This is a genomic window from Wenzhouxiangella limi, assembly GCF_010499265.1.
In the GTDB taxonomy this organism is placed as follows: Bacteria; Pseudomonadota; Gammaproteobacteria; order Xanthomonadales; family Wenzhouxiangellaceae; genus Wenzhouxiangella; species Wenzhouxiangella limi.
Window position 1 is genome coordinate 380,024 of sequence record NZ_JAAGSC010000044.1, and the last position, 26,657, is coordinate 406,680.

Sequence of the window (26,657 nt, forward strand, 5' to 3'; positions counted from 1 at the left end):
CCCATGAGCGATTCGAGCAGCGACGGCAAGATCCTGTACTGTTCCTTCTGCGGCAAGAGCCAGCACGAGGTCCGCAAGCTGATTGCCGGTCCCAGCGTCTACATCTGCGACGAATGCGTCGAGTTGTGCAACGACATCATTCGCGAGGAACTGGAGGAATCCAGCCTGGCCGAGCGCGAAGAATTGCCGACCCCGCGTGAAATCCATTCCTTCCTCGACAACTACGTCATCGGTCAGCAGCCGGCCAAGAAGGTGCTGTCGGTGGCCGTCTATAACCACTACAAGCGGCTGGAATCGCACAAGCATCGCGATGACGTCGAGCTCAACAAGTCCAATATCCTGCTGATTGGTCCGACCGGTTCGGGCAAGACGCTGCTGGCCGAGACGCTGGCGCGCATGCTCAATGTCCCGTTCACCATCGCCGACGCCACCACGCTGACCGAGGCTGGCTACGTCGGCGAGGATGTTGAAAACATCATCCAGAAGCTGCTGCAGAAGTGCGATTACGACGTCGAAAAGGCCCAGAGCGGCATCGTCTACATCGACGAAATCGACAAGATCTCGCGCAAGGCCGAAAACCCGTCGATTACCCGGGATGTCTCGGGTGAAGGGGTACAGCAGGCGCTGCTGAAACTCATCGAGGGCACTTCCGCCTCGGTTCCGCCCCAGGGCGGGCGCAAGCATCCGCAGCAGGAGTTCCTGCAGGTCGACACGCGCAACATCCTGTTCATTTGCGGCGGTGCCTTCGCCGGGCTTGAAAAGGTCATCCAGGCGCGTTCAGAGTCGGCCGGTATCGGTTTCCGGGCCGAGGTGCGCTCAGCGGAAACGGACAACACCTCCGAACTGCTGGCCCGCGTCGAGCCGGAAGATTTGATCCGCTTCGGTCTGATCCCGGAATTTGTCGGCCGCATGCCGGTCATCGCCACCCTGGGCGAGCTCGACGAGGAAGCGCTGGTGCGCATTCTCATCGAGCCCAAGAACGCGGTCGTCAAGCAGTTCCAGAAGCTGTTCGAAATGGACCACTGCGAGCTCGAGGTCCGCGAGGACGCGTTGCACGCCATCGCCCAGAAGGCCATGGCCCGCAAGACCGGCGCCCGCGGTCTGCGCACCATCCTTGAAAACGTGCTGCTGGAGAGCATGTATGACCTGCCGTCGCTCGACGATGTCTCCAAGGTGGTCGTGGACGAGGCGGTGATCAACGGCGAATCCGAGCCCTATCTGATGTACGAAAGCAGCCGCAAGCAGCGCGCCGGGGCCGAAAACTGAGCGCGTCCTGATCCCCGTGGGCCGGTTTTTCACGCCGGCCCGGCTTGCCTTGCTATCCTCCCCGGGGTGCCAGCCGCCCGGGCCGCGCTTGAATCCGGTACCGGCAAGGCCAATATCTCTGGCCAGCAACCCTTCTTTCTTCAATATTCAGGAATCTATGGCTACGCAAGCATCAAGCAGCGCTTCAGACATCACCCCACGTCAGCCCACGCCGGTCTTGAGCCTGCGCGACGTGGTGGTCTTCCCGCACATGGTGATCCCGCTATTCGTCGGCCGCGAGCGTTCGGTTCGCGCGCTGGAAGAAACCATGAACGTCGACAAGCAGATCCTCCTGGTAACCCAGAAAAACCCGGAAACCGAGTCGCCGGACGCCGAGGATCTTTTCGACTGCGGAACCCTGGCGACCATTTTGCAGATGCTGCGCCTGCCGGACGGCACCACCAAGGTGCTGGTCGAAGGCGTCGAACGGGTCAGCATCGACGAGATGTCCGAGACCGACGGCTATCTGGCAGGGCGCTGGCATTATCTCGAGCCGGCCGAGGCCGAAGACGAGCGCGTGCTCGAAGTCACCATGCGCAGCCTGGTTGGACTGTTCGAGCAGTACGTCAAGCTCAGCCGCAAGATTCCGCCCGAACTGCTCACCACGCTGGCCGGTATCGAGGATCCCAGCCGGCTGGCCGATACCATCGCCGCCCACCTGGGAATCCGGATCGAAGACAAGCAGCAAATCCTGGAAACCGCCTCGATCCTGGAGCGCATGGAGCGACTGATGGCGCTCGTGGAAGGCGAGATCGACGTACTCAAGCTCGAAAAGCGCATCCGCGGCCGGGTCAAGACCCAGATGGAAAAAAGCCAGCGCGAGTACTACCTCAACGAGCAGATGAAGGCCATCCAGAAAGAACTGGGCGATCTCGACGAGTCGGGCAACGACCTGGGCGACCTGGAAGCCAAGATCGAGAAATCCGGGATGCCGGCCGAGGCCATGGAAAAGGCCAAGACCGAGTTCAACAAGCTCAAGATGATGTCGCCGATGTCGGCCGAGGCCACGGTGGTGCGCAACTACCTCGACTGGATGCTGATGATGCCGTGGAAAAAGCGCAGTCGCATCCGCAACGACATCCGTGCTGCCGAGGAAATTCTCGAGGCCGATCACTTTGGCCTGGAACGGGTCAAGGAACGGATTCTCGAGTACCTGGCCGTCCAGCAGCGGGTCAAGAAGCTTAAAGGTCCGATCCTGTGCCTGGTCGGACCGCCGGGCGTGGGCAAGACCTCGCTGGGTCGCTCGATTGCGCGCTCCACCAACCGCGAGTTCATCCGCATGAGCCTGGGCGGGGTGCGCGACGAGGCCGAAATCCGCGGTCATCGCCGCACCTATATCGGCTCCATGCCGGGTCGGGTGCTGCAGAACCTGGGCAAGATCGGTACCCGCAACCCGCTGTTCATGCTCGACGAGCTCGACAAGATGTCGATGGATTTCCGCGGCGATCCGTCCTCGGCCCTGCTCGAGGTGCTCGATCCCGAGCAGAACAACACCTTCGGCGATCACTACCTGGAAGTCGATTTCGACCTCTCGGAGGTGATGTTCGTGGCCACGGCCAACTCGCTCAACATCCCGCCGGCGCTGCTGGACCGGATGGAGATCATCCGCATCCCCGGCTACACCGAAGATGAAAAGCTCAATATCGCCACGCGCTACCTGCTGTCCAAGCAGATCAAGCAGCACGGCCTCAAGGAAGACGAGATCTCGATCAGCGAGGGCGCGATCACCGACATTATCCGCTACTACACCCGCGAGGCCGGGGTCCGCAACCTGGAGCGCGAGCTGGCCAAGATCTGCCGCAAGGTGGTCAAGGAGCTCAGCGTGGACAAGGCGCTTGAATCGCGCCAGGTCACGGTGCGCAATCTCGACAAGTACCTGGGCGTGCGTCGTTTCCGCTACGGCCGGGCCGAGGAAGAAAACGAGATCGGCCAGGTGACCGGGCTGGCCTGGACCGAGGTCGGCGGCGAGCTGCTGCAGATCGAGGCCGCGGCCGTGCCGGGCAAGGGCAAGCTGACCCATACCGGCCAGCTCGGCAACGTGATGCAGGAATCGGTCCAGGCTGGGCTGTCGGTTGTCCGCTCCCGGGCCAAGGCGCTGGGCATTGCCGAAGATTTCCACCAGAACCGCGACATCCACATCCACGTGCCCGAAGGCGCCACCCCCAAGGACGGTCCAAGCGCCGGTGTGGCCATGGTCACCGCGCTGGTCTCGGTGCTGACCGGCGTCGCCGTGCGCGCCGATGTGGCCATGACCGGCGAGATCACTCTGCGCGGCAAGGTATTGCCCATCGGCGGACTGAAGGAGAAACTGCTGGCGGCCCTGCGAGGCGGCATCCGTCTGGTGCTGATCCCGCAGGAAAACGAAAAGGACCTGGCCGAAATCCCGCAGCGCATCAAAAAAGGCCTGGACATCCGGCCGGTGCAGTGGATCGATGAGGTGCTCGAACTTGCTCTGGAGCACCTGCCCGAAGCCAGTCCGGACGACGATGCGGCCCCGGCCACGAAAGGCGAGAGCAACGAGGCGGCGATCCGGGCACATTGAGCCCCAGCCGGTCCGCGAATGCGTTTAAAATAATGTCAATTCGCGGTCTCGGCCTTCGCCGGGCGCCTTTTCGAGTTGCCGGCGGATGTCGGCTGAGATAGTATCAACAAGGCACGCTTTGCCGTCCGCTGGCACTTTCGGTACCGAGGGGGATGCAGACCGACAGGGCGGTTTCTTTTCACTGGAATCTTTGGAGCAAGACAGAATGAATAAATCGGAATTGGTTGACGCGGTCGCTGAGGAAGCGGGACTGACCAAGGCGGACGCGCAGCGCGCGCTGGACGCGACCACCACGAGCATTGCCAAGGCGCTCAAGAGCGGGGACACCGTTTCTCTGGTTGGTTTTGGCACCTTCTCGGTCAAGGAGCGGGCCGCCCGCAGCGGCCGGAACCCGGCAACGGGCGAGACCATCAAGATCAAGGCGTCGAAATCGCCCTCCTTCAAGGCTGGTAAAGGTTTCAAAGACGCGATAAAATAGCGGGCTTGTTGCCCGGGGTGCTTAGCTCAGCTGGGAGAGCATCGCCCTTACAAGGCGAGGGTCGGCGGTTCGAGCCCGTCAGCACCCACCAGGTTTTTAGGAGTGGTAGTTCAGTTGGTTAGAATACCGGCCTGTCACGCCGGGGGTCGCGGGTTCGAGTCCCGTCCACTCCGCCACCACGCTGCAGGGCGCCTTCGGGGCGCCCTGTTTGTTTTGAGAATAGGGTATTCTAATACGTCATGCTTCAGGCCATTCGCGAACGCGTTACCGGAATCGTCGCCATCTTCATCCTGGGTCTGCTGGCCATTCCTTTCCTGTTTTTCGGCATGGAGAGCTACATCAGCGCCGTCCCCCAGGACGCCGTGGCCACCGTGGCTGATGAAGAGATCACCACCACCGAATTCCAGTCCAGCTTCGCCCGCCATCGCGCCGAGCTGCGCCAGCAGCAGGGCGATGACTACGACGAGATTGCCACCAACCAGCCCGCCGCCCGTCGCCAGCATCTCGAGCAAATGATCGACGAGCGCCTGCTGCGACACCACGCCGAGTCCATGGGCCTGACCATCAGCGCCACCATGCTGCGCGACATCATCGCCCAGATTCCCGCGTTTCAGATCGACGGAAACTTCGACGGTGAGTCCTACCGTCAGGCGCTGCGCGCATCCGGGCGCACGCCGCGCGGGTTCGAGCAGGAACTGCGCGAGGATCTGCTCACGCGCATGCTGCCGACCACGCTCTCGTTCTCGACCGTCGTGACCGAAGCAGAAATCGACCGCATGCTCAGTCTCGAGAATGAAACCCGCCAGATCAGCCTGGTCGATGTGCCGGTCGCGCCCTACCGCGACCAGGTCGAGGTCACCGAACAGGCCGTGGCCGAGTATTACGAGGCCAACCAGGATGACTTCCTGACCACCGAGGAAGTCAGCATCCGCTACATCGAGCTCGACGCCCAGGCGCTGACCAGCGACCTGACCCTGACCGAGGACGAATTGCGCCAGCGCTACGAGGCTGCCAGCCAGCGCTACCTCACACCCGAGGCGCGCCAGGCGTCGCATATCCTGATCGAAACCGACCACGAAGGCAGCGACGAGGAGGCCCGGGCGCTGGCAACCCAGCTCTACGAGCGTGCGCTGGAAGGCGAGGCCTTCGAAGACCTGGCCCGGGAGTTTTCGGACGATCCCGGCTCGGCCGAGATCGGCGGCGAGCTCGGCTGGATCGAGCCCGGCGACATGGTCGAAGCGTTCGAAGATGCGCTGTTTGACCTGACCTTCAGCGGAGAAATCGGCGAGCCGGTCCGCAGCCCCTTCGGGTGGCACGTGATTCGCCTGGATGAAATCCGCGAGCCCGAGGGTAAGAGTTTTGAAGAAGCTCGCGAGGAGATCCTGGCCGAGTACCGCGAGCGCGAGGCCGAGGCGCTGTACATCGAACTGTCCGACCGGCTCGTGGATCTCGTGTTTGCCGACGACAGCAGCCTGGACCCGCTCGCCGAAGAGCTGGCGCTTGAGATCGAGCGCACCGAGCCTTTTTCGCGCGCCGGAAGCGAAGAAGGAGTGGCCTCGAACCAGAGGGTCGTTGACGCCGCGTTTTCAGACAGGGTGTTGCTCGATGGCACGGTGTCGGATCCGATCGAGCTGGATCGCAATCAGCTGGTGGTGGTCGAGGTCGAGGAGCATTTCCCCGCCGAACCCCAGCCGCTGGAAGCGGTGGCCGACCGGATTCGCGAACGTCTGATCGCCGATGGGGCTCGCGAAATGGCGCGTGAGCGGGCCGAATCGCTGAAGGAACAGGCCGCCGGTTCAAGCGACCTGGCCGAGTTGGTCGCCGGCGATGAAAACCTGTCCTTGAACGAATATCCCGCCGTGGGCCGCTACGATTTCCAGCACGGTCCGCAGCTGCTCGACGAGCTGTTCCGTCTGCCGGCCCCGGGTGACGAGCCCACCCTGCACGTGCTGCCGCGCGCCCAGGGCTTCGCGCTGGTGCGGCTGGAAGGCGTGCAGCCGGGCAACCCGGTCGAGGCTGCGCAAGAAGAGCGCGATCTCATGCGCCAGCAGATCCGTTTCCGGCAGTCCAACGAAGAGGTGCTGGGGCTGCTCGCCTACCTGCGGGAAAACACCGACATTCAGGTGGTCGAAGACCGGCTTTGAGCTTGAACCGGGGGTCGGTCAGTCGATCCCGGCCATGCCGACGATGCTGTAGCCGCCGTCCACGTAGGTGATTTCGCCGGTGATCCCGGCTGCGAGGTCCGAGCACAGGAAGGCGGCGGCGTTGCCGACATCCTCGATGCTGACGCTGCGCCGCAGCGGTGCGGTGTGCTCGACGTGGTCCAGCATCGCCCGGAACCTTGGAATGCCGGCTGCGGCCAGGGTCTTGATCGGACCGGCCGAAATCCCGTTGACGCGAATGCCTTCCGGCCCCAGCCCGTGGGCCAGGTAGCGCACGGCGGCTTCCAGCGAGGCTTTGGCCAGTCCCATGACGTTGTAGCTGGGCATGGCCCGGACCGCGCCCAGGTAGCTCAGCGTCAGCAGGGCGCCGTTGCGTCCTTTCATCAGCGAGCGCCCGGCCCGCGCCAGCGCGGCGAAGCTGTAGGCCGAGATGTCGTGGGCAATGCGGAACCCCTCGCGATCGACGACGTCGGCAAACTCGCCCTCCAGCTGCTCGCGCGGGGCAAAGCCCACGGCGTGGACGATGATGTCCAGGCCGTCCCAGTGCTCGGAGATTTCATCGAAAACGGCGGTGATCTGCTCGTCGCTGGTCACGTCCAGCGGCATCACCAGCTTCGAGCCCGTTTGCTGGGCGATCTTGTCGACCCGGCTTTTGAGCTTTTCATTCTGGTAGGTAAATGCCAGTTCGGCGCCTTCCCGCGCCATGGCTTCGGCAATGCCCCAGGCGATGGAACGCGGGCTGGCGACGCCGACGATGAGGGCTTTTTTTCCGGTAAGCATTCCCATTTTGGAAATCCTGATTGAGTGGTTATGGTTTTGGTGCCCCGGGCAGGATTCGAACCTGCGACCTGCCGCTTAGGAGGCGGCTGCTCTATCCCCTGAGCTACCGAGGCGACTTCAAGCTCAAGATGGTAGCAGACGGGGGGCCGGGCAGGATTGCTGCGCAGCCTGCGGCTGCTTGCCCTTCGGGCTGTCGCAAAGAGCGACAGCGAGCTCCGCTCTTCGAGCTCCGGTTGCTGCGCAGCCTGCGGCTGCTTGCCCTTCGGGCTGTCGCAAAGAGCGACAGCGAGCTCCGCTCTTCGAGCTCCGGTTGCTGCGCAGCCTGCGGCTGCTTGCCCTTCGGGCTGTCGCTTACGCTCCAGCGATTGTGCGCGGCCGCGCACAATTCGAACCTGCGACCTGCCGCTTGAGGTGAGCGGCTGCTCTATCCCCTGAGCTACCGAGGCCATAGTCTGGCTTGGGTCAGGATTCTAGCAGTTCGGACAGCAGCGGGCCGCGCCAGCCTTGCAGCCAGTCAGGACGCTCACCGCGGGCAATGCGGGTCAGCTCGCGCTTGCTGGCGATCAGGGCGGGCTCGATGTTGAGCGCTTCGGCGATCCTGCGCACGGCCTGCTGGGCGTTGCCGATCCAGTCGCGCTGATCGGGGCTCAGCGCCGTCAGCGCGGCCGGGCGGTTGAAATCGCGGCTTCCATCGACGGCCAGCATCTCGACCAGTTGGTCGCGGTAGCGTCTGCGGACCGGGTCGGGCAGGGCGCGCAGGGCGTCATCCAGGCGCCCCTTGACGGCGCTTTCGGCCAGCCGCAGCAAGTCTTCGTCGCGAATTACGAAGCTGCGCGGCAGGTCGCGATCGCGGGCCGTCTGCTCGCGCCATTGCGCCAGATCCGCCAGCGCTGCGAGCGCGTCGTCCGAGAGCCGGCCGGCGCCCTTGACCCGCAGCAACGCGGGTGCCGCATCGTCGGCGCGCGCGGACTCGACGAGGCGCGCGCAGTCCTCCAGCAGCCACGCCAGCCGGCCCGCCTTGTCCAGGCGTTCGGCCAGGTGCTGCTGCAGTCGCGGCAGCCAGATCACGTCCTGGGCGGCATAGCTGAGCAGGTCGCGGGTGAGCGGGCGCTTGCACCAGTTCGAGCGGGCTTTTCCTCCGGCCAGCTCGACGCCCAGCGTATCGGCCACCAGCTGTTCATAGCGAACCTGCAGGGGCTGGCCCAGCATGGCCGCGGCAATCTGGGTGTCGAACAGCGGATCCGGCACCGTGCCGGTCAGGATGCGGAAGATCTCCATGTCCTCGCCGACGCTGTGCAGGATCTTGATTCGTTCGCGGTCGTCGAGCAGCCCGGCCAGCGGTGCCATTTGCGGCAGCGCCACGGCATCGAGCAGCCAGACCTGGCGTCCCTCGCTGGCCTGGACCAGGCCGGGACGGGGAAAGAAGGTTCGTTCGCGCACGAATTCGGTATCCAGGCCGACGGTCGCCGCGTGCTGCCACTGGGCGCTTGCTGATTCCAGTTCGTCTGCGCGCGAGATCAGGGCCGCCTGCGATACCGCCTGATCGGCGCGTTCGCGCTCGGCCTGGGGCACCGATTGGGCTTTGGTTGAATCAGACGGATCCAAGGTCAACGCTGGGGCCCGTCCTTATCGGGGTCCTGCCCGCTGAGTTCTTCGCGGGGCGTGGGCAGATCCGCGGCGTCCAGCGAGAACTCCGCGACGCTATGGCTGGCCGCCAGCGTGCCCGGATCTACCGTGAGCAGGCCCAGGCGCCGGCCTTCCTCGAGGACCTTGGCGGCATCATCGGCATAGCCGGCCTGCATCAGGGCCTGGACCAGGTTCTTCCAGATCGCCGGATCTTCGGGCTGGCGCTGCAGGGCCTGGTGCAGGAGCCGCGCGGCATCCTCGAAGTGGCCGGTGCGATAGGCGATATCGCCGAGACGTCCATGCACCTCGGCGTGGTCCGGGTCGTCGGCCAGGATGGCGCGATAGAGCGTTTCTGCCTCGGGCAGGCGGCCGTCCTGGTGCTGTTCGATCGCTTCTTTCAGTCGCGGGTCGGGCATGGTGTTCCTTATTCAGTCAGGGCCAGGTACTGGTCGGTGGCCCAGGCAACGGCCTCCAGGTAACTGCGGCGCAGGTCTTTGACCGCAAACAGCCCGTCCTGGATCTGCTCCCATTCGCCGCGTTCGTAGCTGACCACGGTCTGCAGCAGACGTCCGTAGGGGCCTTCGCGCTCGACCAGCGCGCTGACCAGGTCGTCCTCAAGGGGAAGCAGGGCGATGACCTCTTTCATGGGTGCGTCCATGAGCGCGTCGAGCAGCGAAAACAGGCCGGCGGTGAACGCCATGTCCCGGGTTTCCTTGGCCATCTCCCCGGTCATCAGTTCGCACATGCGCGCCCGGATCAGGGCCAGTCGCATGAGTTCGCTGGGACGATCATCCACGCCGGCCATGACCTGCAGCCGGGCCCAGCTGCGGATCGTCGGGATCCCCAGGTAGACAATCGCGTGCTGGATTGACTTGATCTTGACCGACAGCCCGTAATAGGCCGAATTGACGGTCCGCAGCAGCCGATAGTGCAGGGCGACGTCGTTGCGGATGATCGCTTCGAGTTCTTCGGGCGTCACGTCCGGATCCTGCAGCTGCTTGACCAGGCGCATGACGTTGATCTTGCTTTCCGGCAGCCGCTTGGCCGTCATGGTGGTGGGACGGCACAGGAAGAACCCCTGGAAATACTTGAAGCCCAGGCGGCGGCACTGCTCGAACTGGGCCCGGGTTTCCACCGATTTGGCCACCATGATGATGTCGTGGTCCTGAAGCTTCTTGATGATTTCGATCTGGGCCATGACATCGTGGGCGAGGATGTCGATCTTGACCAGGCGGGCGTGCTCCAGAAAGCGTTCGACGCTGTCCCGCCAGGTGAAATTGTCGAGCGCAATGGTGTAGCCGAGCATGTTCAGCTGGGCCACGGCGGCGACGGTCTCGTCGTTGACGGGCACGTCTTCCATGATCTCGATGCCGACGTGTTCGCTGCCGAAGGGCAGGTCGGTGCCGGCGAGCAGGAACTGGTGGTCGAGATTGAAAAACGCGAGCCGATCACCGACCAGCCGGCCGAGATCGAGTTCCATCATGGTGTTGAGCATGACCTTGGAGGTCGCGCTGGCGCCGTCGGTGTCGAGATCGGCGCGGTTTTGACGGGAGTCACGAAACAGCAGTTCGTAGCCGTAAATCCCCTGCTCGTCGTCGAAGATGGGCTGACGAGCCAGATAGATCAGGGCCTCGGGGCCGTTCTCGTGGTCAGCGGGCTCGCCGGGGGGCGTTGCCGCCGGATACTTTGTCATCATTCCTGACCAGCCTGCCGTAGAAGTCGTTTTACCCTCCGACTAAAGTCCCCGGCTGTGCTGGATCGATTGCCGCTCCAATTCCAGCACGAGTTTGCTCAGTCGGCGTTCCTGCACGGGCTCCAGCTCGGTGAATCGCGCGCCCAGCCGCCAGAACCTCGTTTCGGGTAGATCGTCGAAACTCTGAACGGCCGCCTTGACGACCAGCTGCTGACCCTGCAGGTCCAGCAGGCAGTCTAGCACCTCGCCCGGGCTCAGTTGCGCCTCCGGGCCGATGAGCGCCCCGAAGCCGCCGACGGACAGGTCAACGAGTCGAGCACGATGGCGTTCGCCGGCATCCTCGAGTTCCAGCGTGACGTCGGCCTGTCCGCCGGTCATCCGGACGCGAAAGGCCATGCGCCGCTCGTAGTGGTGTACTTCGTCGGGCCACTCGCACAGCAGCGCCGGGTAGCTGTCGTAGCGGCTGTGCAACTGCAGGCGGGTACGGAAGCGGACTTCGGTGCCGTCGAGCTGCGAGCGCACCTGCAGCGCATCGCCCGGTCGATACAGGTCGATCACCGATGCCGGCGGTGCATCGAGATAGATGCCGCTGACCGGTTTGAGCCCGACGATGGTCGAGAGATGGCCTTCCTGGCCGTTGGGGTGCCAGAGGTTGATCAGCGATCGGGCCTCGATCAGCCGGCGCAGCAGGGCCTGAACCCGCTTGGGTTCCCGAATCGGTTCCGGGGTGGAATCTGGTTCGGGCGTCAACCCGAGGCCAGCAGGCGTGAGGAAGAGGGATTGCTGGTCCGGCCGTCGGGGCCGTAGACTCCGCCGGTACCGGCGGGCTGCCCGTTGAGGACATCCAGGGCGCGCCGAACATAGCCCAGTCGATACTGGACGGTCAGACCGTTGCGCTCGTTGAGTTCGCGGCAGCGCTGGAGGCGCTGGCCGATGCGCTGCTGTTCGCTTTCGAGTTCGGCGCCGGGATCGCACCAGGCCAGGGCCTGCTGCATGCCGCTGTCGTTGACGTCGAACTGAAGTTCCGACAGCAGGCGGATCTGGTCGCGACCGAGATCGTCGAGCTTGCGCAACAGGTCGGTCTTTTCCCGGGTCAGGAGGTCGAGCCGATCGGCATCACCGGATTCCAGCGCCGAGCGCTCGGATTCCAGCGTGCCGAGCAGCTCGCTTGCGCACTCGCCCTGGGTGTGCAGCAAGCGTTTCAGCGCGTCACGAAACTGTCCCGGGCCCTGAAGCATGCGGTCTAGCCTTCTCCGAGGCCGTCATCCAGGGCCAGCAAACGCTCGGCGATCTGGCGCGGATCGATTTCGTAGACACCCTCTTCGAGCGCCTGGCGCGCGGATTCGACGCGGCCGATGTCGACGGCTTCGCCGGCTGCGGCCTCGCTGGCGAGTTCGCTCAGGCGCCGCGCCGACTCGGTCAGGCTGACCGAATCCGTCGGCTGCGTGCCCGAAGATCTCGCTTCGGTGTCTGTCGAAGACGCTTGGCCCGGCGACGTTTCCTGCCGACCGATGCGCGAATCGGACTGGGTGTTGGGTGGCCTGATCAAGCCGTCAATTCTTTCAGGCATGGTGCCTTCTCCGCTATAAGCGTGTGTCCAGTATAAGGGATAGCGACCGTCGCGCCCAATTCTTGAGCCCCGGCGGTACAAAAATATGCTTCAGGTCACGTTTCGGCTCAGGGCACATGAACCGCAACCTCTCCGGGGCCCCGCACGACCCCTTCCACGACTGTTTCCGACGACAGGTTTCGAACCTGGATGATATCGCCGATCTGCGCATCCTTCAGCGCTCGCCCGGGTGCGCGGATGGCGATACCGGCGCGCTCGGCCAGCAGCGTGACCTGTTCGTCCTTGCGGATCGTCGGTGGGACCGCCACCAGCGCCGGCGTGATCACGGTCCCGGCGGCCGCCGCTCGACGCAGGGTCTGACCGGTCACCCGTTCCAGGTCTTCGTAGTAGCCAAACCCCAGCGTACTGGTGTCCAGGCGCTGCATGCGAACCGCCTTTGAGTCCAGCGCCGCGCCGCGCGGGAGGCTGCGCGCCAGCACCGCGACCTCGACTTCCCGACTGACCTTGACCGGCACGTAGATCTTCCACGGCCGCTGACCGGTGCAGCGGATGCCCACGCTGGTATTGCCGCCAAGCCGGCTGCCGGCCGCGTTGAAGGCTTCCAGCGGCTGTTCGCATGCCGACAGGCGCAGCCGCCGGTCCAGCCGGCCGGCTTCGGCCACGACCCCGGGCCCTTTGGCCTCGAGCTGGGCCAGCACGAACGATTCGGCCGCCTCGCGAATGCTGTCCAGCGACTGGGTGGCTTGCTGACCGGCCGCGAGCGGGCCGATCAAAAGTAGCACTAGCGCGGCCACGGCCGCTGGCACGCACTTTGCCGGTTTCACGATGGTTGGATACTGCTTGGAAGTGGCGGTGATCGAGTTCATGGCCAGCAACGGCAGCAAAAACGATGCCACCCCGTCAGCGAACGCCAAAGCGGCAAGACTTTGCCGCCCCGCTGGTGTGGCGACCCGACCGGCGGGCAGGGCATTGCCGGCCGAGGCGTGGATTGCAAGGGTTTCGGCCGATCGCCATGCAGCTGGCACAGACTTTGCTGCAGTCCTCACGACCAATTCGCGGCAAGCAAAGAGGTGCCGTCCATGAGTCTGAATATCGACAAACATTTCGGGGTTCACGCCCAGGCGGTGCAGCTGCGCAGCCAGCGTAACGAGGTGCTGGCCGCCAACATCGCCAACGCCGATACCCCCGACTACAAGGCGCGCGACGTGGATTTTGACGCTGTCTTGCGTCGCACGGCCGAGTCCGGCGAGGGCCTGCGGGTCACGCACGAACGCCACATGCTGGCCAACGGCGCCGCCCCCGGGCAGGCGCCGACGGTCTATCGCGTCCCGACCCAGCCGTCGCAGGACGGCAACACGGTTGACGTCCAGCAAGAGCAGGCGGCCTTTGCCGAAAACGCCGTGCGCTACCAGGCCAGCCTGGAGTTCCTAAGCGGTCGCGTACGCGGCCTGATCACCGCCATCAAGGGTCAGAGTCAATGAGTCTGTTTAAAGTCTTTGATATCGCCGGATCCGGCATGAGCGCCCAGTCGGTGCGCCTGAACACCACCGCTTCGAACCTGGCCAACGCCAACTCGGTGTCCACCACCGAGGAAGGCGCCTACCGTTCGCGCCAGCCCCTGTTCCAGGCCGCGCTCGACCGCGCGGCCGGCGGCAACGACGCGACGGTGGGCGTGCGCGTGCTCGGCATCATGGAATCCAGTGCCGAGCCGCAGCGGCTGTTCGAGCCCGGCAACCCGCAGGCCGACGAAGAAGGTTACGTCTACAAGAGCAACGTCAATATCGCCGAGGAGATGGCCAACATGATCTCGGCCTCGCGCTCGTTCCAGAACAACATCGAAGTGCTCAACACCTCGAAGGATCTGATGATGCGCACCCTCAATCTCGGCCGATAGCCAAGGAGCCCCAACCACATGGATATCAGCAGCATTTCCGGCATTCGCCAGTTCGACGACGGATCCAAGGTACCGACCAACCCGAACAATGAGCTGGGCCAGGAAGAGTTCCTGAGCCTGATGATCGCGCAGCTGCAGAACCAGGACCCGTTCAAGCCGATGGAAAACGGTGATTTCCTCGGCCAGATGGCGCAGTTCTCGACGGTCTCGGGGATCGGCGAGCTCAAGGAAAGCTTCGAGGCCACGGCCCAGTCACTGCAGGGCGGCCAGGCCTTGCAGGCGGCCTCGCTGGTCGATCGCTCGGCGCTGGTCGAAAGTGACCAGGTGGCGTTCGACGGCGAGAACCCGGTCCGTGGCGCGTTCGAAGTGCCGGGGGGTGCGACCGAAGCCCAGGTCGACATTCGCGACGGAACGGGCGCCTTGATCCAGCGGGTACCGGCGGTGATTGGCGCCGACGGCCGTGCCAGCTTTGCCTGGGACGGCTTTGACAGCGATGGCCTCCAGCGCGCGCCGGGCAGCTACTCGATCTCGGCCAGCGTGCGCGTCGGCAGCGAAATGCAGGCCGCCGACACGCTGGTCTGGGGCCGCATTGAAAGCGTCACCCTGGGCACGTCAAAAGACGGCAGCGCCCTGCTCAATATCGCGGGCCTGGGGTCCGTGCCTCTTGGCCAGGCCAAGGAAATTTCCTAAAGAAACCACCGCCTACTGATTCGACAAGGAGTCAAACACCATGCCTTTCCAGATTGCACTTTCCGGCCTGAACGCGGCTTCGACCAGCCTCAATACGACGGCCAACAATATCTCCAACGTCAACACCACGGGTTTCAAGAGTTCCAGGGCGAACTTCGTGGAGTTGTTCGCCACTGGGCTTCAGAACGTTCAAGAAAGTGCAACCGGGCTTGGTGCCCGAACGTCTTCTATCCAGCAGCTGTTTTCGCAAGGCTCGCTCGAGTTTACTGATAACAATCTTGATCTGGCTCTGATCGGAGAGGGCTTTTTTACTTTGTCTGACGATCAAGGAGCGCTTTCGTATACTCGAGCCGGCAACTTTGGTGTCAATGCAGATGGGGAAATCGTGAATGATCAGGGGCTTAAATTACAAGGTTTTCCCGCCTTGGATAATGGAAGCTTTAATACTGGGGATCCACAAGATTTAGCGCTAAATACGACAAATGCAAGACCGCAAGCGACTGGAAACATAAATCTTGGGCTCAACCTACCGTCAGAAGCGCCAATCCCAAAGGATCCAAATTTTGATATTTCTGAGCCCGATTCTTATAACAGCACAACCGCTGTGACGATTTTTGACTCTTTGGGTAATGCGAAGTCAGCTTCTTATTACTTTGTTAAAGATTCTGAAAATTCATGGACGGTTTATCTTGCTATAGATGGCACGGTTGTCGAGGATCCCGCTAACCCCGGAACGGAATTAACTGCTCAGTTGGGTTTTACAAACGACGGTGAACTCGAAACTATTAACGGAAATAACATTAGCTCAGACGGGACTGAATTTTCGTTCATTGATCCAAATGCCGCGGATCCTGATAATCCAGTGAATGGGGAAGGCTTCCCGGTGCCTGGTTCGAACGATCTTTTTATAACAGCTGATTTTGCGAACGTTACCCAGTTTGGAGGTAGCTTTACTGTCAACAACCTGACGCAAGATGGGTTTGCCAGTGGGCGATTAGCGTCAATCCAGATTACCGATGAAGGCGTTGTATCAGCTCGTTTCACCAATGGAGTATCTCAACCTTTAGGTCAATTGGCGATTACCAACTTTGCCAATCCGGAAGGGCTGGAGAATGTTAGCGACACGCGTTGGGCTGAAACTGCTGATTCCGGGCAGGCACTCCGAGGTGCTGCGGGCACCGGCAACTTTGGAGAGATTCAGTCCGGTGCCATTGAGACCGCCAATGTCGATCTGGCTAAAGAACTGGTCAACATGATCACCGCGCAGCGGACCTATCAGGCCAACGCGCAGATGATCACTACCGCTGACCAGATCACCCAGACAGTGCTGAATATCCGATGAGCAGTAATGGCCATCCTGTCGATTGGGACAACTCCGACAGCCAGCGCGTGCACTAGCGCGCTGGTCTGACGACGCTGCAAGGAGATAAGTCATGGACCGACTTCTATATGTCAGCATGACCGGGGCCAACCAGGTCATGAAAGGCCAGGCGGTCACCGCCCACAACATCGCCAACGTTTCGACCACCGGTTTCAAGGCCAGCCTGCAGGAAGCGGTCGGTCAGGAAATCCAGGGCCGCGGCCTGCCAACGCGGGTCAACGTGCTGTCCGATCACAGCCGGGTGGATTTCGCGCCCGGCACGCTGCAGGCCACGGGCCGGGACCTTGATGTCGCCCTGCGCGGTGATGCCTGGATGGTGGTGCAGGGCCCGGACGGCGACGAGGCGCTCACCCGCCGCGGCGACCTCCAGGTCGATGCCACGGGTCTGATCACAACCGGCGCCGGTCACCCGGTGCTCGGCGACGGCGGCCCGATTGCCGTGCCGCCCAACAGCAAGCTCACCGTCGGCCAGGACGGCACGATCTCGGTCGTGCCGCTGGGGCAGGGCGCCGAAGTCCAGGCCATCGTCGACCGCATCCGGCTTGTCATTCCCGAGTCCGACAACCTCGATCGCGGGGCCGATGGCCTGTTCCGCCCGCGCGAGGGCGAAATTCCACCGGCCGATGCCGCCGCCAGCCTGATCTCGGGCCACCTGGAGACCAGCAACGTCAACATGGCCCAGGCCATGGTCGACATGATCGAGCAGTCGCGCCAGTTCGAGCTGCACGTGAAGATGATGCGCACCGCAGACGACAACGGCGCCCGCGCCGCTGAACTGATGCGGATGAGCTAGCTCTCGGTGCTGCTGGCACCCATTTTGCTGCGTTTGTGCCCAGCGCTCGACGCCCAAGCACTTTTTCAAGGATGTGAAGCATGAAGGCACTCTGGATCGCCAAGACCGGGCTTGATGCCCAGCAGACCAAGATGGCCGTGGTTTCGAACAACCTGGCCAACGTCGGCACGACCGGTTTCAAGAAGGGCCGGGCGGCGTTCGAAGACCTGGTTTACCAGAATGTCCGCCAGGCCGGCGGGCAGCAGGCCCAGGACGCAGAGATGCCTTCGGGTCTGTATCTGGGCACCGGCGCGCGCGTGGTATCAACCGAAAAGCTGTTCGGCCAGGGCAACCTGCAGCAGACCGAGAACGCTTTCGATGTCGCCATTCTCGGGCGCGGTTTCTTCCAGATCCAGCAGCCCGACGGCACCGTGGCCTACAGCCGCGACGGCTCGTTCCAGGTCAACTCCCAGGGCCAGATGGTGACCTCCAGCGGCTACCAGGTCCAGCCCAACATCAACATTCCGCAGGGCGCCCAGAGCGTGACCATCGGCCGCGACGGCACGGTCACGGTGCGCCTGGCCGGACAGGCCGAGCCGGTCCAGGTCGGGCTGATGCAGCTGGCCGACTTCATCAACCCGGCCGGTCTCGAGCCGCTGGGCGAGAACCTGTTTGTCGAGACCGGCGCCAGCGGTCCGCCGCTGCAGGGCAACCCGGGCATCAACGGACTCGGCAGCCTGTCGCAGGGCTCGCTGGAAAGCTCCAACGTCAACGTGGTCGAGGAGCTGGTCAACATGATCGAGACCCAGCGCGCCTACGAAATGAATTCCAAGGCCATCTCCAGCTCCGACGAGATGCTGCGTTACATCAACAACAACCTCTAGGTGACCGCATGAAAACGTTCTTGCAGTCTGCTTGCGTTCTCGCCGTCATCGGTGCACTGGCCGCCTGCGCTTCGCCGCAGCCCATCCCCGACTGGGAGCCGGCGTTTCCCGAAGCCCCGCCGGTCGAGGACTTCGGGCCGCCCAACGGCGCGATCTTCCAGCAGCAGGTGGGTGCTGCCCTGTTCAGCGACCTCAAGGCGCGTCAGGTGGGCGATACGCTGACCGTGCGCCTGGTCGAAAACACCACGGCGTCGACCAGCGCCAGCACCAACACCTCCAAGGAAACCAACGCCGAAATCGTCAACCCCACGGTGTTTGGCCGCGCGCCGACCCGCCGCGACGACTCTGGCGCCCTGCCGCTGTTCGGCGGGTCGATGGATTCCACCACCGAGTTCGATGGGACCGGCAGTTCCAGCCAGTCCAACAGCATGCAGGGCAGCATGACCGTGACCGTCTACCAGCGCCTGCCCAACGGCAACCTCATGGTCAAGGGCGAGCGCTGGATCACGGTCAACCAGGGTCGCGAGTTCCTGCGCATCGCCGGCATCGTGCGCCCGGCCGATATCGGCACCGACAACTCCGTGCCCAGCTTCAAGATCGCCGACGCCCGCATCGACTACCGCGGCACCGGCGCAATCGACGACGCCAACCGCCAGGGCTGGCTGGCGCGCTTCTTCCAGTCCCCCTGGATGCCGTTTTAAACCCGAACCCGTAACCCGTAACCCGTAACCCTGAACCCCAAGGCCTTTAGAAATGAAAACGCTCCCGGTCCTGCTGATCCCCCTCCTGGCTCTGATCCTGGCCGCTGCGGGCGTCTCTTCGGTGCCCGCCCAGGAGTTCGAGGGCGAGCGCCTGAAAGACCTGGTCTCGGTGGCCGGCGTTCGTTCCAACCAGCTGGTCGGGTTCGGCCTGGTGGTGGGCCTGGACGGGACCGGCGACCAGACCAGCCAGGTGCCCTACGCGGTCCAGTCGATCAACAACATGCTCCAGCAATTCGGTATCACCGTGCCCGAAAACATCAACCCGCAGCTGCAGAACGTGGCCGCGGTGACGGTGCATGCCGACCTGCCGCCGTTCGTCAAGCCCGGCACGTCCATCGACGTGACCGTCAGCTCGATCGGCAACGCCGACAGCCTGCGCGGCGGCAGCCTGCTGATGACCCCCTTGCGCGGCGCCGACGGCGAGATCTACGCCATCGCCCAGGGCAATCTCACGGTCAGCGGTTTCGGCGTGTCCGGGCAGGACGGCTCGAGCATTACCGTCAACGTGCCGTCCACCGGCCGCATTCCCAGCGGGGCGACGGTGGAGCGCGAAGTGCCGACCAGTTTCCTGGCCAGGGAGACGCTGCTGCTCAACCTGCACACGCCCGACTTCACCACCGCCCACCGCGTGGTCGAGGCGATCAACAAGGTCATGGGGCAGGGCATGGCGCGGCCGCTGGATTCGGTCTCGATCGAAGTCCAGGCCCCCAGCGATCCGTCGCAGCGGATTTCGTATGTCTCCACGCTGGAGAACCTGGAAGTCCATCCGGGCACGGCGCCGGCGCGGGTGATCGTCAACTCGCGCACCGGCACCGTGGTCATCGGCCGCAACGTGCGCGTGCTGCCGGCGGCCGTGACCCACGGCTCGCTGTCGGTCACCATCACCGAACGGGCCCAGGTCTCCCAGCCCGGCGCTTTCTCCGAAGGCGAGACCGTGGTCACGCCGCAGACCGGCATCGAGGTCGAGGAAGAAAGTCCGCGCATGTTCCTGTTCGATCCCGGGGTCGAGCTCAACGACATCGTCCAGGCCGTCAACCAGGTCGGGGCCGCGCCCGGTGACCTGGTCGCGATCATGGAAGCGCTGAGCCAGGCCGGCGCCCTGCGCGCCGAGCTGATAGTGATCTGATCCGTATCGAGTCGCCATGAGCATCGCGCCCACGCAGTCGACCTTTTTTGCCGATACCGGCGATATGGCCGAGCTGCGCCTGGCCGCGCAGAAAAACGACCCCCAGGCCACCCGCGAGACCGCGCAGCAGTTCGAGGCCCTGTTCATCCAGCTGATGCTCAAGTCCATGCGCGATGCCGGCATCAAGAGCGAACTGTTCGACTCCAGCCAGATGGACCGCTACATGGAGCTCTACGACCGCCAGATCGCGCTGGACATGGCCCAAAGCGGCGGTATCGGCCTGGCCGACGTGATGGTCGAGCAGATGCAGCCGGCCGGGCAGGGTGCGGCGCCGGTGCCCGAGGGCGGGTTCGCGGTCCCGCCGCGGGTCGATATCCGCCCCGCACCGAGTTTTGCGCCGGCACCGGACAGCGGCGTCACAACCGAGCCGGCGGCGACCCCGGTTTCCGTGCCGGCCGAGACAGCCGCGCTCCCCACGCCCGACCGCGCCCCGGTACCCGGACCGGACCCGACCCGCGCCCCGGCCTTCGAGGGACGCGAGGACTTCATTGCCAACATGCTGCCGCTGGCGCGCCGGGCCGCCGCGCGGCTGGGTGTGCCGGCCGAGGCCATCGTCGCCCAGTCCGCGCTCGAGACCGGCTGGGGCCGACACGTCATGCAGCGGCCCGACGGCTCGCCGGCCTGGGCGATGTTCGGCATCAAGGCCGGCTCGGACTGGACCGGCGACAGCGTCTCGGTGACCACGCTGGAGGTTCGCGACGGCGAGGCCGTGCGCGAGCGCGCCCGATTCCGGGCCTATGCCTCGCCCGAAGCGGCGGTCAACGACTACGTCAACTTCCTGACCTCGCGGCCCAGATACGCCGAGGTGCTGCAGGCCGGTTCCGACCCGGCCGCCTTCGCCACCGGCCTGCAGCGGGCGGGCTACGCGACCGACCCGCACTACGCCAGCAAGATCGAACGCCTGGTCGATACCGTCCGTCAGCGCGGAGAGGGCTAAAGAAATGTCGACTATGGCCGCTAACAGAGCATCAACGGCACACAGGGTCAACCGGGAATTGCCCTGCCTGCCGAACACCGGCCAAGCGCCGGCAGGAGAGAGTAAGTCATGCTGAAGATCGGAACTTCCGGGCTGCTGGCCACCCAGCGCGCTCTGGCGACCACCGCCAACAACATCACCAACGCCTCGACCGAAGGCTACAACCGCCAGCGGGTCAATTTCTCGACGCGCCCGCCGGAGTTTCTCGGCGGCAGCTTCCAGGGCACCGGCGTCCAGACCAGCAGCGTCAGCCGCATTTACGACAGCTTCCTGACCGGCGAAATCCGCTCGGGGCTGTCGGGCGAGGGCCGTCTTTCGACCTTCGCCAGCCTGGCCGGCCGCGTCGGCGACATCGTCGGCAGCGAGGCCAGCGGTCTGTCCGGCGGCCTGCAGTCGTTCGTTGCCAGTCTTGAAGGCCTGGCCAACGACCCCTCGTCCACACCGGTGCGCCAGGTGGCTATTTCCGAGGCCGAGTCGCTGGCGCGTCGCTTCACTACGCTCGATTCACGGCTGGACTCGGTGGCGCGCGAAGTTGACGCCCGGGTCGCCGGGACCGTGGACGAAATCAACGGCCTGGCCCGCTCCATCGGCGAGCTCAACGAACGCATCGCCCGGGCCCAGGGCGCGTCGGGCGGGGCCGGCCCCAACGACCTGCTCGACCAGCGCGATCAGCTGATCAACGAGCTGTCGAGCAAGATCGAGGTCAACACCATCGACCAGGGCGATGGCGTCATCAACGTCTTTGTCGGCAACGGCCAGAACCTGGTGCTCGGCGGCAACGTCAACACCCTGAGCACGGGTGCCGGCGCGTTCGGGGCGCAGACCCAAGAGGTGTTCGTCGGCAATACGCCGGTGACCAACCAGCTCACCGGCGGTGAACTGGGCGGCCTGCTGGACTTCAAACGCGAGATCCTCGAGCCGACGCAAAATGAACTGGGCCGCACGGCCGTCGCCCTGTCGCAGGAATTCAATCGTCTGCAGAACGAGGGGCTGGATCTGAATGGTGACCTCGGTGCCGACTTGTTTGCCGTTGGCGGGCCGGAGGTGCTGGGTTCAGGGAGTGAGTCGGTCGATGTATCGATAGGCGATCCGAACCAGCTGACCGGTAACGATTACCGTCTGAGTTTCGACGGTACGGATTTCACGTTGACCAACACTGCCACGGGTCAGAACGTCGGCCTCAGTGGTAGCGGGACTGCCGCTGATCCATTTTCGGCCGATGGGTTAGAGATTGTGGCCGATCCGGCTGACTTCTCCGACGGCGACCGCCTTCTGATCCAGCCCACGCGCACTGCCGCCGGCGAAATGCGCACCTTGTTCAGCGATCCGGCGCTGCTGGCGGCCGCGGCCCCGGTTCGGGAAAGTGCGAGTATCGACAACACCGGAAACGCCACGATTTCCTACGTGGGTACCGCTAACCCAACGGATCCGCCGCTGCTTAACGACGTGACCATCACCTTTGATGACCCGCCTGACACCTTCAGCGTGGTCGACAACAGCACCAACACCACCCTGGCGTCCGGCGAGCCCTACACCAGCGGTGAGCCCATTGAATTCAACGGCTGGACCGTCCAGATCGACGGCGAGCCCGATGCCGGCGATGTGTTCACGGTTGAAGCCAACACCAACGGCTCCGGCGACAACCGCAACGCCCTGCGCCTGTCCGGCATGTTCGACGACAACCTGCTCGACGACGGCAATACCACGCTGTTCGGCCAGGTTGATGCGCTGGTCTCGCGGGTGGGTAGCGCAACGGCTTCGGCCAATACCGCGCTCCAGGCCCAGGAAGGCCTGCTGGCCCAGTCGCAGGCCGCGCGCGAATCGGTCAGCGGCGTCAACCTGGAAGAAGAGGCCGCCAACCTGGTCCGCTTCCAGCAGGCCTACGAGGCCAACGCCCAGGTCATCCGGGTGGCCGACACGGTCTTCCAGACCCTGATCAACGCGGTGAGGTAAGCGAGATGCGCATTTCCACAGCCCAGATTTACCAGCAGGGTCTCTCGGGGATTCTGCGCCAGCAGAGCAGCCTCAACCAGACCCAGCTGCAGCTGTCCACGGGACGCAAGATCAACAGCCCGTCCGATGATCCGGTCGGCGCCGCCCGGCTGCAGACCCTCGAGCGCGGCGTGCAGTCCCAGGAGGTCTACGACCGCAACGTCAGCCGTACCCGCCAGCGCCTGCAGGTCGAGGAATCGGCCATCCAGTCCGCCGGCGAGCTCATCCAGCGCGTGCGCGAACTCACCGTCCAGGCCTCCAACGCGCCCTTGAGCGACGGCGACCGCGGCCAGATCGCGGTCGAGCTGCGCCAGCGCCTGGACCAGATGGTGGCCATCGCCAACACCCGCGACGGCGACGGCGAGTTCATCTTTGCCGGTGCCCAGGCCGGCACCCAGCCTTTCGTTCGCGAGGGCGGGGATATCGAGTACAAAGGCGACAGCATCCAGCGCGAACTCAGCATCGGCCCCGGCATCACCATGCGCGACGGCGATACCGGCGACAAGGTGTTCATGGGCATCCGCGACGGCAACGGTGTGGTCAGCGCCGGCCAGGCGGACGGCAATACCGGCACCGGGTTCGTGGCGGTGGAAAATGCGATTTCTGTCGCCGACTACCCCTCCGAGCGCTATACGGTCGACTTCATCAACGGCACTCAGTTCAATGTGCTCGACGGAAACGGCGCCCAAATCGGCCCGTCCCAGAGCTACGTTGACGGCGATACGATCAGCTTGCCACCCGGCCCCGGTGGCGCCGAAATCACGCTGACCGGGCCTGCAACGGACGATGACAGTTTCGCGGTCACGCTCCGCACCGATAACAACGAAGTGGTTCAGGCCGGGCTCGGTCCGGATAACACCGGCAACATGGAATTCAGCGTCACCAGCGCGATCTCCCCGGCGAGCTACGATCGCGCCGACTACAGCATTGAGTTCGTGAATGAGGATTCGTTTGTCGTTCTTGATAATGAGGGTTTCCGATTATTGCCTACTACCGGAACGGATCCTCTCGACGATGGTGAGCGCGCCTTTGCATCCGGCGAAACAATTTCGTTCAACGGCGTCAACTTGACCCTGCGGGGCAACCCTGAAGTCGGTGACCAGTTCACCGTCGAGCCGGCCGCCAACCAGAGCGTGTTCGCCACCCTCGACGATCTGATCGTTGCGCTGGAAAGCGGCAGCGGCACCCCGGCCGAGGCGGCCGTGCAGCGCCAGGGTATCGACGACGCGCTGGCGCGCCTGGACCGCATCGAAACTCGTTTCCTGGAAGTGCGCTCCGACATCGGCGGGCGCCTGAACACCCTCGACAGCGTCGAAGAAAGCATCGCCGAGCAGAGCCTGAGCCTCGAGACCCTGGTCTCGGAGGTCCGCGACCTGGACTACGCCGAAGCCATCACCCGCCTGCAGCAGGAGCTCGTCACCCTGCAGGCCGCCCAGCAGAGCTTCGTGCGCATCCAGGGCCTGAGCCTGTTCCAGTTCCTGCGCTAGATCGACCGCCTCTCCGGGTCCTTTAGCGCATCCTACCGCCGCCCGGCACCCGGTCCGGGCGGCGGCCCTATCGCATTTGCGGAACCCTGTCAACACCCTCCGGCCAGATTGTGTACAATTAAGTCACGAAACCCGTCGCGGAGGTCATCATGGACAACGGAATTGCAGGCGCTGCCGCCATGCCCCGGCCCATGCCTCTACCCACTCGTCCTGCCGTGGCGGATTCGCTTTCGCAAGACCGCGACCGGCCCCAGAACAACGCGACCCGTCCGGATCCGGAAAACCCCTCGACCACGCCGGCCCAGCCCGACCCGGTACCGGAACCCGTATCCACCCAGGCGCCCTCCGGCGAGACCCGCAATCCCTTCGTCGACCAGCTGCAGGGGATGGCCGAGCAGATGACCGAGCGCGTCCAGTCCCAGGGCCGCTCGCTGGAGTTCGTGGTCAACGGTCAGGAAGGCGAAGACGTCGTCGTGCTGATCCGCTCGTCCGACACCGGCGAAGTCGTCCGCACCATTCCGCCCGAGGAACTCGCCAACCTCTCCCAGCAGGTCCGCAACGGCGGCCTGAACACGGTCGACGCCCGGGTCTGATACTCGAGGCTTGAGCCTGCCTGTCGAGGAAGGCTGCAAGGCAGGCAGACAGCCTGTCATCGCGGCTCAACGTATCCTCTGGTCGCGGCTCTACTCATCCTGTCGTCCCGGCCCCACTCATCCTGTCGTCCCGGCTCCACTCATCCGGTCGTCCCGGCCCCACTCATCCGGTCGTCCCGGCCGAAGAGCCGGGACCTCCAGCGCGCAACTGTCACAACGCGGTGGCGGTCGATGACGGATGATGCCGGCTCGAGGCCGGCATGACAGAGTGTTGGGGCCGGAATGACGAAGTGTTTGGATCGGCATAACAGAGCGTTGGGGCCGGAATGACAGAGCATTCGGCCCGGCATGCCAGCCCCATCTACCGCTCCCCCAACGTCAACACCTAAGAGCGCCGATGCCATGACAACCGTACGCTGGAATATCGCCGTGTCCGCCGAAACCGATCGCGCCCTTCGTATGTTGTTGGCGCGCCAGGGCGGGCGCAAAGGTGACCTTTCGCGATTTATCGAAGACGCCGTCCGCGAACGGCTCTTTGAGCAAACCGCCAGCATGATCAAGGATGCCAACGCCAACTACACGCCTGAACAGATCGACAGCGCCGTTGAGGAGGTGCTCGACTGGGCTCGGCGTGGCGAATGACGACCTATATCCCAGCCGAATTCGATTGTTCACTGGCCTTGCAAGTCCGTACAATCTGCAGAATGGAACGAATGATCAACCTGCACATTGAAAAATTGCCCGAAGGGTTCTACCTGGCCACCAGTGATGACTTGCCGGGTCTTGTGGCCCAGGGCCGTACCATTCAGGAAACCCTTGAGATCGCCCGCGATGTAGGCAAGAAGTTGCTGGAAGCCCGCGAGGAGCGGGCTGGTGCGCCGATTTTGCCAGTCATAGCGGACAAATTTGATTACCCACTGGTCATTAGCGGCTGAACAACAATTCCAAATCACCCTGGTGACTTGCCCGAAGGAACGCTACGCGCGATCCTCAAGCAAGCCGGGGTGACTCCGGAGGCATTTTTGCAGGCCTGAACTTGATGAGCAGGCCCCTCCGCTGGCCAGAAGCCTTGCGGCAGAGAGCGCCCGCGTGTCTGGCCGACGGCCATGCTACCGCTCCCCCAACGTCCCATGCACGTATTTGTGCAGAACGCTGGCCATGAGCGTCTGGCAGGGGATGCCCTCGCGCAGAGGGCGCGTTTGCAGGAGTTCCTTAGTCTGGGCTACAGACGGGACCATTTACAGGCTTGTCCTGCGCGGTGGCGCATGAAATATTCAGGCTGACGGGCTAAACTCTAGAGTTACTGCACCTGAGGCTCCCTGAGATGAATCTCGAGAACAAAATCACGATTGATCCGCAAATCCGTTCCGGCAAGCCCTGCATCAAGGGCACGCGTATCACCGTTTATGACGTGCTCGAATATCTGGCCGGTGGAAACAGCGAGGCGGAGCTTCTAGAGGATTTCCCCGACCTCTCGCATGAAGACGTTCTGGCCGTTCTGGCCTTTGCCGCCGCCCGCGAGCGCAGGTTGGCCGCCTCTGCTGCGTGAGATTTCTGTTTGACGAAAATCTGAGTCACCGGCTGGTTCATTTGCTGGCCGATGTTGTCCCCGGCAGCCAGCATCCCCGAGGGGTGGATCTGCTGGGCGCTACAGACGATAATATCTGGCGATATGCAGCCGGCACGGGCTTGGTCATCGTGTCGAAAGATGATGACTTCCGCCAGCGAGCGCTGCTTTACGGCCCTCCGCCAAAGGTTGTGTGGTTGGCTGTCGGTAACGCTGGCACTCGTGCGATTGCCCAGCATATTCGCCAAAATCTACTTGCCATTTCCGGCTTCGTTCAAGATCCAGAAGCTGCCGTCCTGATCTTGCCGCGCCGGTAGG

Annotated in this window: 29 protein-coding genes and 3 tRNA genes; 23 read left to right on the forward strand and 9 right to left on the reverse strand. The window is 63.8% G+C overall.

The genetic code is table 11. From position 1 onward, the window contains the following. Positions 1–3: 3 nt before the first annotated feature. The 6 genes from clpX to G3I74_RS15295 all read left to right on the forward strand — a co-directional run bounded on the left by clpX (position 4) and on the right by G3I74_RS15295 (position 6,469). Positions 4–1,266 (forward strand): ATP-dependent Clp protease ATP-binding subunit ClpX, encoded by a 1,263-nt coding sequence (clpX, locus tag G3I74_RS15270; RefSeq protein WP_164212452.1) that lies wholly within the window; start codon positions 4–6, stop codon positions 1,264–1,266. Positions 1,267–1,423: 157 nt separating this feature from the next. Further along, the gene (gene lon / locus G3I74_RS15275; RefSeq protein WP_164212453.1) at positions 1,424–3,847 is read left to right on the forward strand and encodes an endopeptidase La; all 2,424 of its coding nucleotides are present in this window, start codon (positions 1,424–1,426) and stop codon (positions 3,845–3,847) included. 85 nt (positions 3,848–3,932) lie between these two features. Continuing rightward, entirely contained in the window at positions 3,933–4,325 is a 393-nt protein-coding gene (locus G3I74_RS15280) for an HU family DNA-binding protein (protein WP_275401571.1), read from the forward strand. A gap of 15 nt (positions 4,326–4,340) precedes the next feature. Further along, positions 4,341–4,416: transfer RNA gene (locus G3I74_RS15285), tRNA-Val, on the forward strand. 8 nt (positions 4,417–4,424) lie between these two features. Continuing rightward, positions 4,425–4,501: transfer RNA gene (locus G3I74_RS15290), tRNA-Asp, on the forward strand. A gap of 63 nt (positions 4,502–4,564) precedes the next feature. Continuing rightward, entirely contained in the window at positions 4,565–6,469 is a 1,905-nt protein-coding gene (locus tag G3I74_RS15295) for a SurA N-terminal domain-containing protein (protein ID WP_164212455.1), read from the forward strand. Between the two features lie 18 nt (positions 6,470–6,487). Here the strand turns inward: G3I74_RS15295 and G3I74_RS15300 are convergent, their stop codons facing one another. From G3I74_RS15300 to flgA, 9 genes are all read right to left on the reverse strand, one after another. After that, positions 6,488–7,273, reverse strand: coding sequence for an enoyl-ACP reductase FabI (locus G3I74_RS15300; RefSeq protein ID WP_164212456.1), 786 nt, complete (start codon positions 7,271–7,273; stop codon positions 6,488–6,490). Positions 7,274–7,304: 31 nt separating this feature from the next. Continuing rightward, positions 7,305–7,380: transfer RNA gene (locus G3I74_RS15305), tRNA-Arg, on the reverse strand. A 349-nt stretch (positions 7,381–7,729) separates the two neighbouring features. Then, positions 7,730–8,839: an HRDC domain-containing protein gene (locus G3I74_RS15310; RefSeq protein ID WP_164212457.1), complete on the reverse strand. Its 1,110-nt coding sequence runs from the start codon at positions 8,837–8,839 to the stop codon at positions 7,730–7,732. A 35-nt stretch (positions 8,840–8,874) separates the two neighbouring features. Then, the gene (locus G3I74_RS15315) at positions 8,875–9,309 is read right to left on the reverse strand and encodes a tetratricopeptide repeat protein (protein WP_164212458.1); all 435 of its coding nucleotides are present in this window, start codon (positions 9,307–9,309) and stop codon (positions 8,875–8,877) included. Positions 9,310–9,317: 8 nt separating this feature from the next. Then, on the reverse strand, positions 9,318–10,589 hold the full coding sequence (locus G3I74_RS15320; protein ID WP_164212459.1) for an EAL and HDOD domain-containing protein: 1,272 nt from the start codon (positions 10,587–10,589) through the stop codon (positions 9,318–9,320). Between the two features lie 39 nt (positions 10,590–10,628). Beyond that, complete coding sequence (locus tag G3I74_RS15325; RefSeq protein WP_164212460.1) at positions 10,629–11,336, reverse strand: flagellar brake protein; 708 nt, start codon at positions 11,334–11,336, stop codon at positions 10,629–10,631. After that, positions 11,333–11,824, reverse strand: coding sequence for a flagella synthesis protein FlgN (locus G3I74_RS15330; RefSeq protein WP_164212461.1), 492 nt, complete (start codon positions 11,822–11,824; stop codon positions 11,333–11,335). The genes G3I74_RS15325 and G3I74_RS15330 overlap by 4 nt, the downstream gene beginning before the upstream one ends. 5 nt (positions 11,825–11,829) lie before the next feature. Then, on the reverse strand, positions 11,830–12,156 hold the full coding sequence (gene flgM, locus G3I74_RS15335; RefSeq protein ID WP_164212462.1) for a flagellar biosynthesis anti-sigma factor FlgM: 327 nt from the start codon (positions 12,154–12,156) through the stop codon (positions 11,830–11,832). Between the two features lie 107 nt (positions 12,157–12,263). Continuing rightward, the gene (gene flgA / locus G3I74_RS15340; RefSeq protein ID WP_164212463.1) at positions 12,264–13,181 is read right to left on the reverse strand and encodes a flagellar basal body P-ring formation chaperone FlgA; all 918 of its coding nucleotides are present in this window, start codon (positions 13,179–13,181) and stop codon (positions 12,264–12,266) included. A 54-nt stretch (positions 13,182–13,235) separates the two neighbouring features. Here flgA and flgB point away from each other — a divergent pair, with 54 nt between their 5' ends. The 17 genes from flgB to G3I74_RS15425 all read left to right on the forward strand — a co-directional run bounded on the left by flgB (position 13,236) and on the right by G3I74_RS15425 (position 26,656). Beyond that, positions 13,236–13,637, forward strand: coding sequence for a flagellar basal body rod protein FlgB (gene flgB / locus G3I74_RS15345; RefSeq protein WP_164212464.1), 402 nt, complete (start codon positions 13,236–13,238; stop codon positions 13,635–13,637). Beyond that, positions 13,634–14,050: a flagellar basal body rod protein FlgC gene (gene flgC, locus G3I74_RS15350; protein ID WP_164212465.1), complete on the forward strand. Its 417-nt coding sequence runs from the start codon at positions 13,634–13,636 to the stop codon at positions 14,048–14,050. Before flgB ends, flgC begins: the two co-directional genes overlap by 4 nt. Before the next feature lie 18 nt (positions 14,051–14,068). Then, entirely contained in the window at positions 14,069–14,740 is a 672-nt protein-coding gene (locus G3I74_RS15355; protein WP_164212466.1) for a flagellar hook assembly protein FlgD, read from the forward strand. Between the two features lie 40 nt (positions 14,741–14,780). Next, on the forward strand, positions 14,781–16,082 hold the full coding sequence (gene flgE, locus G3I74_RS15360; RefSeq protein WP_164212467.1) for a flagellar hook protein FlgE: 1,302 nt from the start codon (positions 14,781–14,783) through the stop codon (positions 16,080–16,082). Between the two features lie 91 nt (positions 16,083–16,173). Beyond that, complete coding sequence (locus G3I74_RS15365; protein ID WP_164212468.1) at positions 16,174–16,914, forward strand: flagellar basal body rod protein FlgF; 741 nt, start codon at positions 16,174–16,176, stop codon at positions 16,912–16,914. Positions 16,915–16,994: 80 nt separating this feature from the next. Further along, the gene (gene flgG / locus G3I74_RS15370; protein ID WP_164212469.1) at positions 16,995–17,777 is read left to right on the forward strand and encodes a flagellar basal-body rod protein FlgG; all 783 of its coding nucleotides are present in this window, start codon (positions 16,995–16,997) and stop codon (positions 17,775–17,777) included. 8 nt (positions 17,778–17,785) lie between these two features. After that, entirely contained in the window at positions 17,786–18,478 is a 693-nt protein-coding gene (gene flgH, locus G3I74_RS15375; protein ID WP_164212470.1) for a flagellar basal body L-ring protein FlgH, read from the forward strand. A 52-nt stretch (positions 18,479–18,530) separates the two neighbouring features. Then, entirely contained in the window at positions 18,531–19,664 is a 1,134-nt protein-coding gene (locus G3I74_RS15380) for a flagellar basal body P-ring protein FlgI (protein ID WP_164212471.1), read from the forward strand. Positions 19,665–19,680: 16 nt separating this feature from the next. Continuing rightward, positions 19,681–20,661 (forward strand): flagellar assembly peptidoglycan hydrolase FlgJ, encoded by a 981-nt coding sequence (gene flgJ / locus G3I74_RS15385; protein ID WP_164212472.1) that lies wholly within the window; start codon positions 19,681–19,683, stop codon positions 20,659–20,661. Positions 20,662–20,769: 108 nt separating this feature from the next. Further along, a complete protein-coding gene (gene flgK, locus G3I74_RS15390) occupies positions 20,770–22,653 on the forward strand; it encodes a flagellar hook-associated protein FlgK (RefSeq protein WP_164212473.1) in 1,884 nt (627 codons plus the stop codon). A gap of 5 nt (positions 22,654–22,658) precedes the next feature. Next, complete coding sequence (gene flgL / locus G3I74_RS15395; protein ID WP_164212474.1) at positions 22,659–24,179, forward strand: flagellar hook-associated protein FlgL; 1,521 nt, start codon at positions 22,659–22,661, stop codon at positions 24,177–24,179. Positions 24,180–24,328: 149 nt separating this feature from the next. Further along, entirely contained in the window at positions 24,329–24,772 is a 444-nt protein-coding gene (locus tag G3I74_RS15400; protein WP_164212475.1) for a flagellar protein FlaG, read from the forward strand. 402 nt (positions 24,773–25,174) lie between these two features. Beyond that, the gene (locus G3I74_RS15405; protein WP_164212476.1) at positions 25,175–25,414 is read left to right on the forward strand and encodes a ribbon-helix-helix domain-containing protein; all 240 of its coding nucleotides are present in this window, start codon (positions 25,175–25,177) and stop codon (positions 25,412–25,414) included. Between the two features lie 62 nt (positions 25,415–25,476). Next, positions 25,477–25,707 (forward strand): type II toxin-antitoxin system HicB family antitoxin, encoded by a 231-nt coding sequence (locus G3I74_RS15410; protein WP_164212477.1) that lies wholly within the window; start codon positions 25,477–25,479, stop codon positions 25,705–25,707. A 6-nt stretch (positions 25,708–25,713) separates the two neighbouring features. Beyond that, on the forward strand, positions 25,714–25,806 hold the full coding sequence (locus tag G3I74_RS15415; RefSeq protein WP_164212548.1) for a type II toxin-antitoxin system HicA family toxin: 93 nt from the start codon (positions 25,714–25,716) through the stop codon (positions 25,804–25,806). Positions 25,807–26,096: 290 nt separating this feature from the next. Further along, on the forward strand, positions 26,097–26,321 hold the full coding sequence (locus G3I74_RS15420) for a DUF433 domain-containing protein (RefSeq protein WP_164212478.1): 225 nt from the start codon (positions 26,097–26,099) through the stop codon (positions 26,319–26,321). Further along, positions 26,318–26,656, forward strand: a complete 339-nt coding sequence (locus G3I74_RS15425; RefSeq protein WP_164212479.1) for a DUF5615 family PIN-like protein — start codon at positions 26,318–26,320, stop codon at positions 26,654–26,656. The genes G3I74_RS15420 and G3I74_RS15425 overlap by 4 nt, the downstream gene beginning before the upstream one ends. Position 26,657 lies beyond the last annotated feature (1 nt).

Coding starts and splice junctions, on each gene's coding strand:
- flgH (WP_164212470.1), top strand. CDS start 17,786: ATGAAAACGTTCTTGCAGTCTGCTTGCGTTCTCGCCGTCATCGGTGCA.
- flgL (WP_164212474.1), top strand. CDS start 22,659: ATGCGCATTTCCACAGCCCAGATTTACCAGCAGGGTCTCTCGGGGATT.
- G3I74_RS15365 (WP_164212468.1), top strand. CDS start 16,174: ATGGACCGACTTCTATATGTCAGCATGACCGGGGCCAACCAGGTCATG.
- G3I74_RS15295 (WP_164212455.1), top strand. CDS start 4,565: ATGCTTCAGGCCATTCGCGAACGCGTTACCGGAATCGTCGCCATCTTC.
- G3I74_RS15355 (WP_164212466.1), top strand. CDS start 14,069: ATGGATATCAGCAGCATTTCCGGCATTCGCCAGTTCGACGACGGATCC.
- flgM (WP_164212462.1), bottom strand. CDS start 12,156: ATGCCTGAAAGAATTGACGGCTTGATCAGGCCACCCAACACCCAGTCC.
- flgK (WP_164212473.1), top strand. CDS start 20,770: ATGCTGAAGATCGGAACTTCCGGGCTGCTGGCCACCCAGCGCGCTCTG.
- G3I74_RS15420 (WP_164212478.1), top strand. CDS start 26,097: ATGAATCTCGAGAACAAAATCACGATTGATCCGCAAATCCGTTCCGGC.
- G3I74_RS15400 (WP_164212475.1), top strand. CDS start 24,329: ATGGACAACGGAATTGCAGGCGCTGCCGCCATGCCCCGGCCCATGCCT.
- flgG (WP_164212469.1), top strand. CDS start 16,995: ATGAAGGCACTCTGGATCGCCAAGACCGGGCTTGATGCCCAGCAGACC.
- flgC (WP_164212465.1), top strand. CDS start 13,634: ATGAGTCTGTTTAAAGTCTTTGATATCGCCGGATCCGGCATGAGCGCC.
- flgJ (WP_164212472.1), top strand. CDS start 19,681: ATGAGCATCGCGCCCACGCAGTCGACCTTTTTTGCCGATACCGGCGAT.
- G3I74_RS15380 (WP_164212471.1), top strand. CDS start 18,531: ATGAAAACGCTCCCGGTCCTGCTGATCCCCCTCCTGGCTCTGATCCTG.
- clpX (WP_164212452.1), top strand. CDS start 4: ATGAGCGATTCGAGCAGCGACGGCAAGATCCTGTACTGTTCCTTCTGC.
- G3I74_RS15280 (WP_275401571.1), top strand. CDS start 3,933: ATGTCGGCTGAGATAGTATCAACAAGGCACGCTTTGCCGTCCGCTGGC.
- G3I74_RS15300 (WP_164212456.1), bottom strand. CDS start 7,273: ATGGGAATGCTTACCGGAAAAAAAGCCCTCATCGTCGGCGTCGCCAGC.
- flgE (WP_164212467.1), top strand. CDS start 14,781: ATGCCTTTCCAGATTGCACTTTCCGGCCTGAACGCGGCTTCGACCAGC.
- flgB (WP_164212464.1), top strand. CDS start 13,236: ATGAGTCTGAATATCGACAAACATTTCGGGGTTCACGCCCAGGCGGTG.
- G3I74_RS15405 (WP_164212476.1), top strand. CDS start 25,175: ATGACAACCGTACGCTGGAATATCGCCGTGTCCGCCGAAACCGATCGC.
- lon (WP_164212453.1), top strand. CDS start 1,424: ATGGCTACGCAAGCATCAAGCAGCGCTTCAGACATCACCCCACGTCAG.
- G3I74_RS15330 (WP_164212461.1), bottom strand. CDS start 11,824: ATGCTTCAGGGCCCGGGACAGTTTCGTGACGCGCTGAAACGCTTGCTG.
- G3I74_RS15410 (WP_164212477.1), top strand. CDS start 25,477: ATGGAACGAATGATCAACCTGCACATTGAAAAATTGCCCGAAGGGTTC.
- G3I74_RS15315 (WP_164212458.1), bottom strand. CDS start 9,309: ATGCCCGACCCGCGACTGAAAGAAGCGATCGAACAGCACCAGGACGGC.
- G3I74_RS15320 (WP_164212459.1), bottom strand. CDS start 10,589: ATGATGACAAAGTATCCGGCGGCAACGCCCCCCGGCGAGCCCGCTGAC.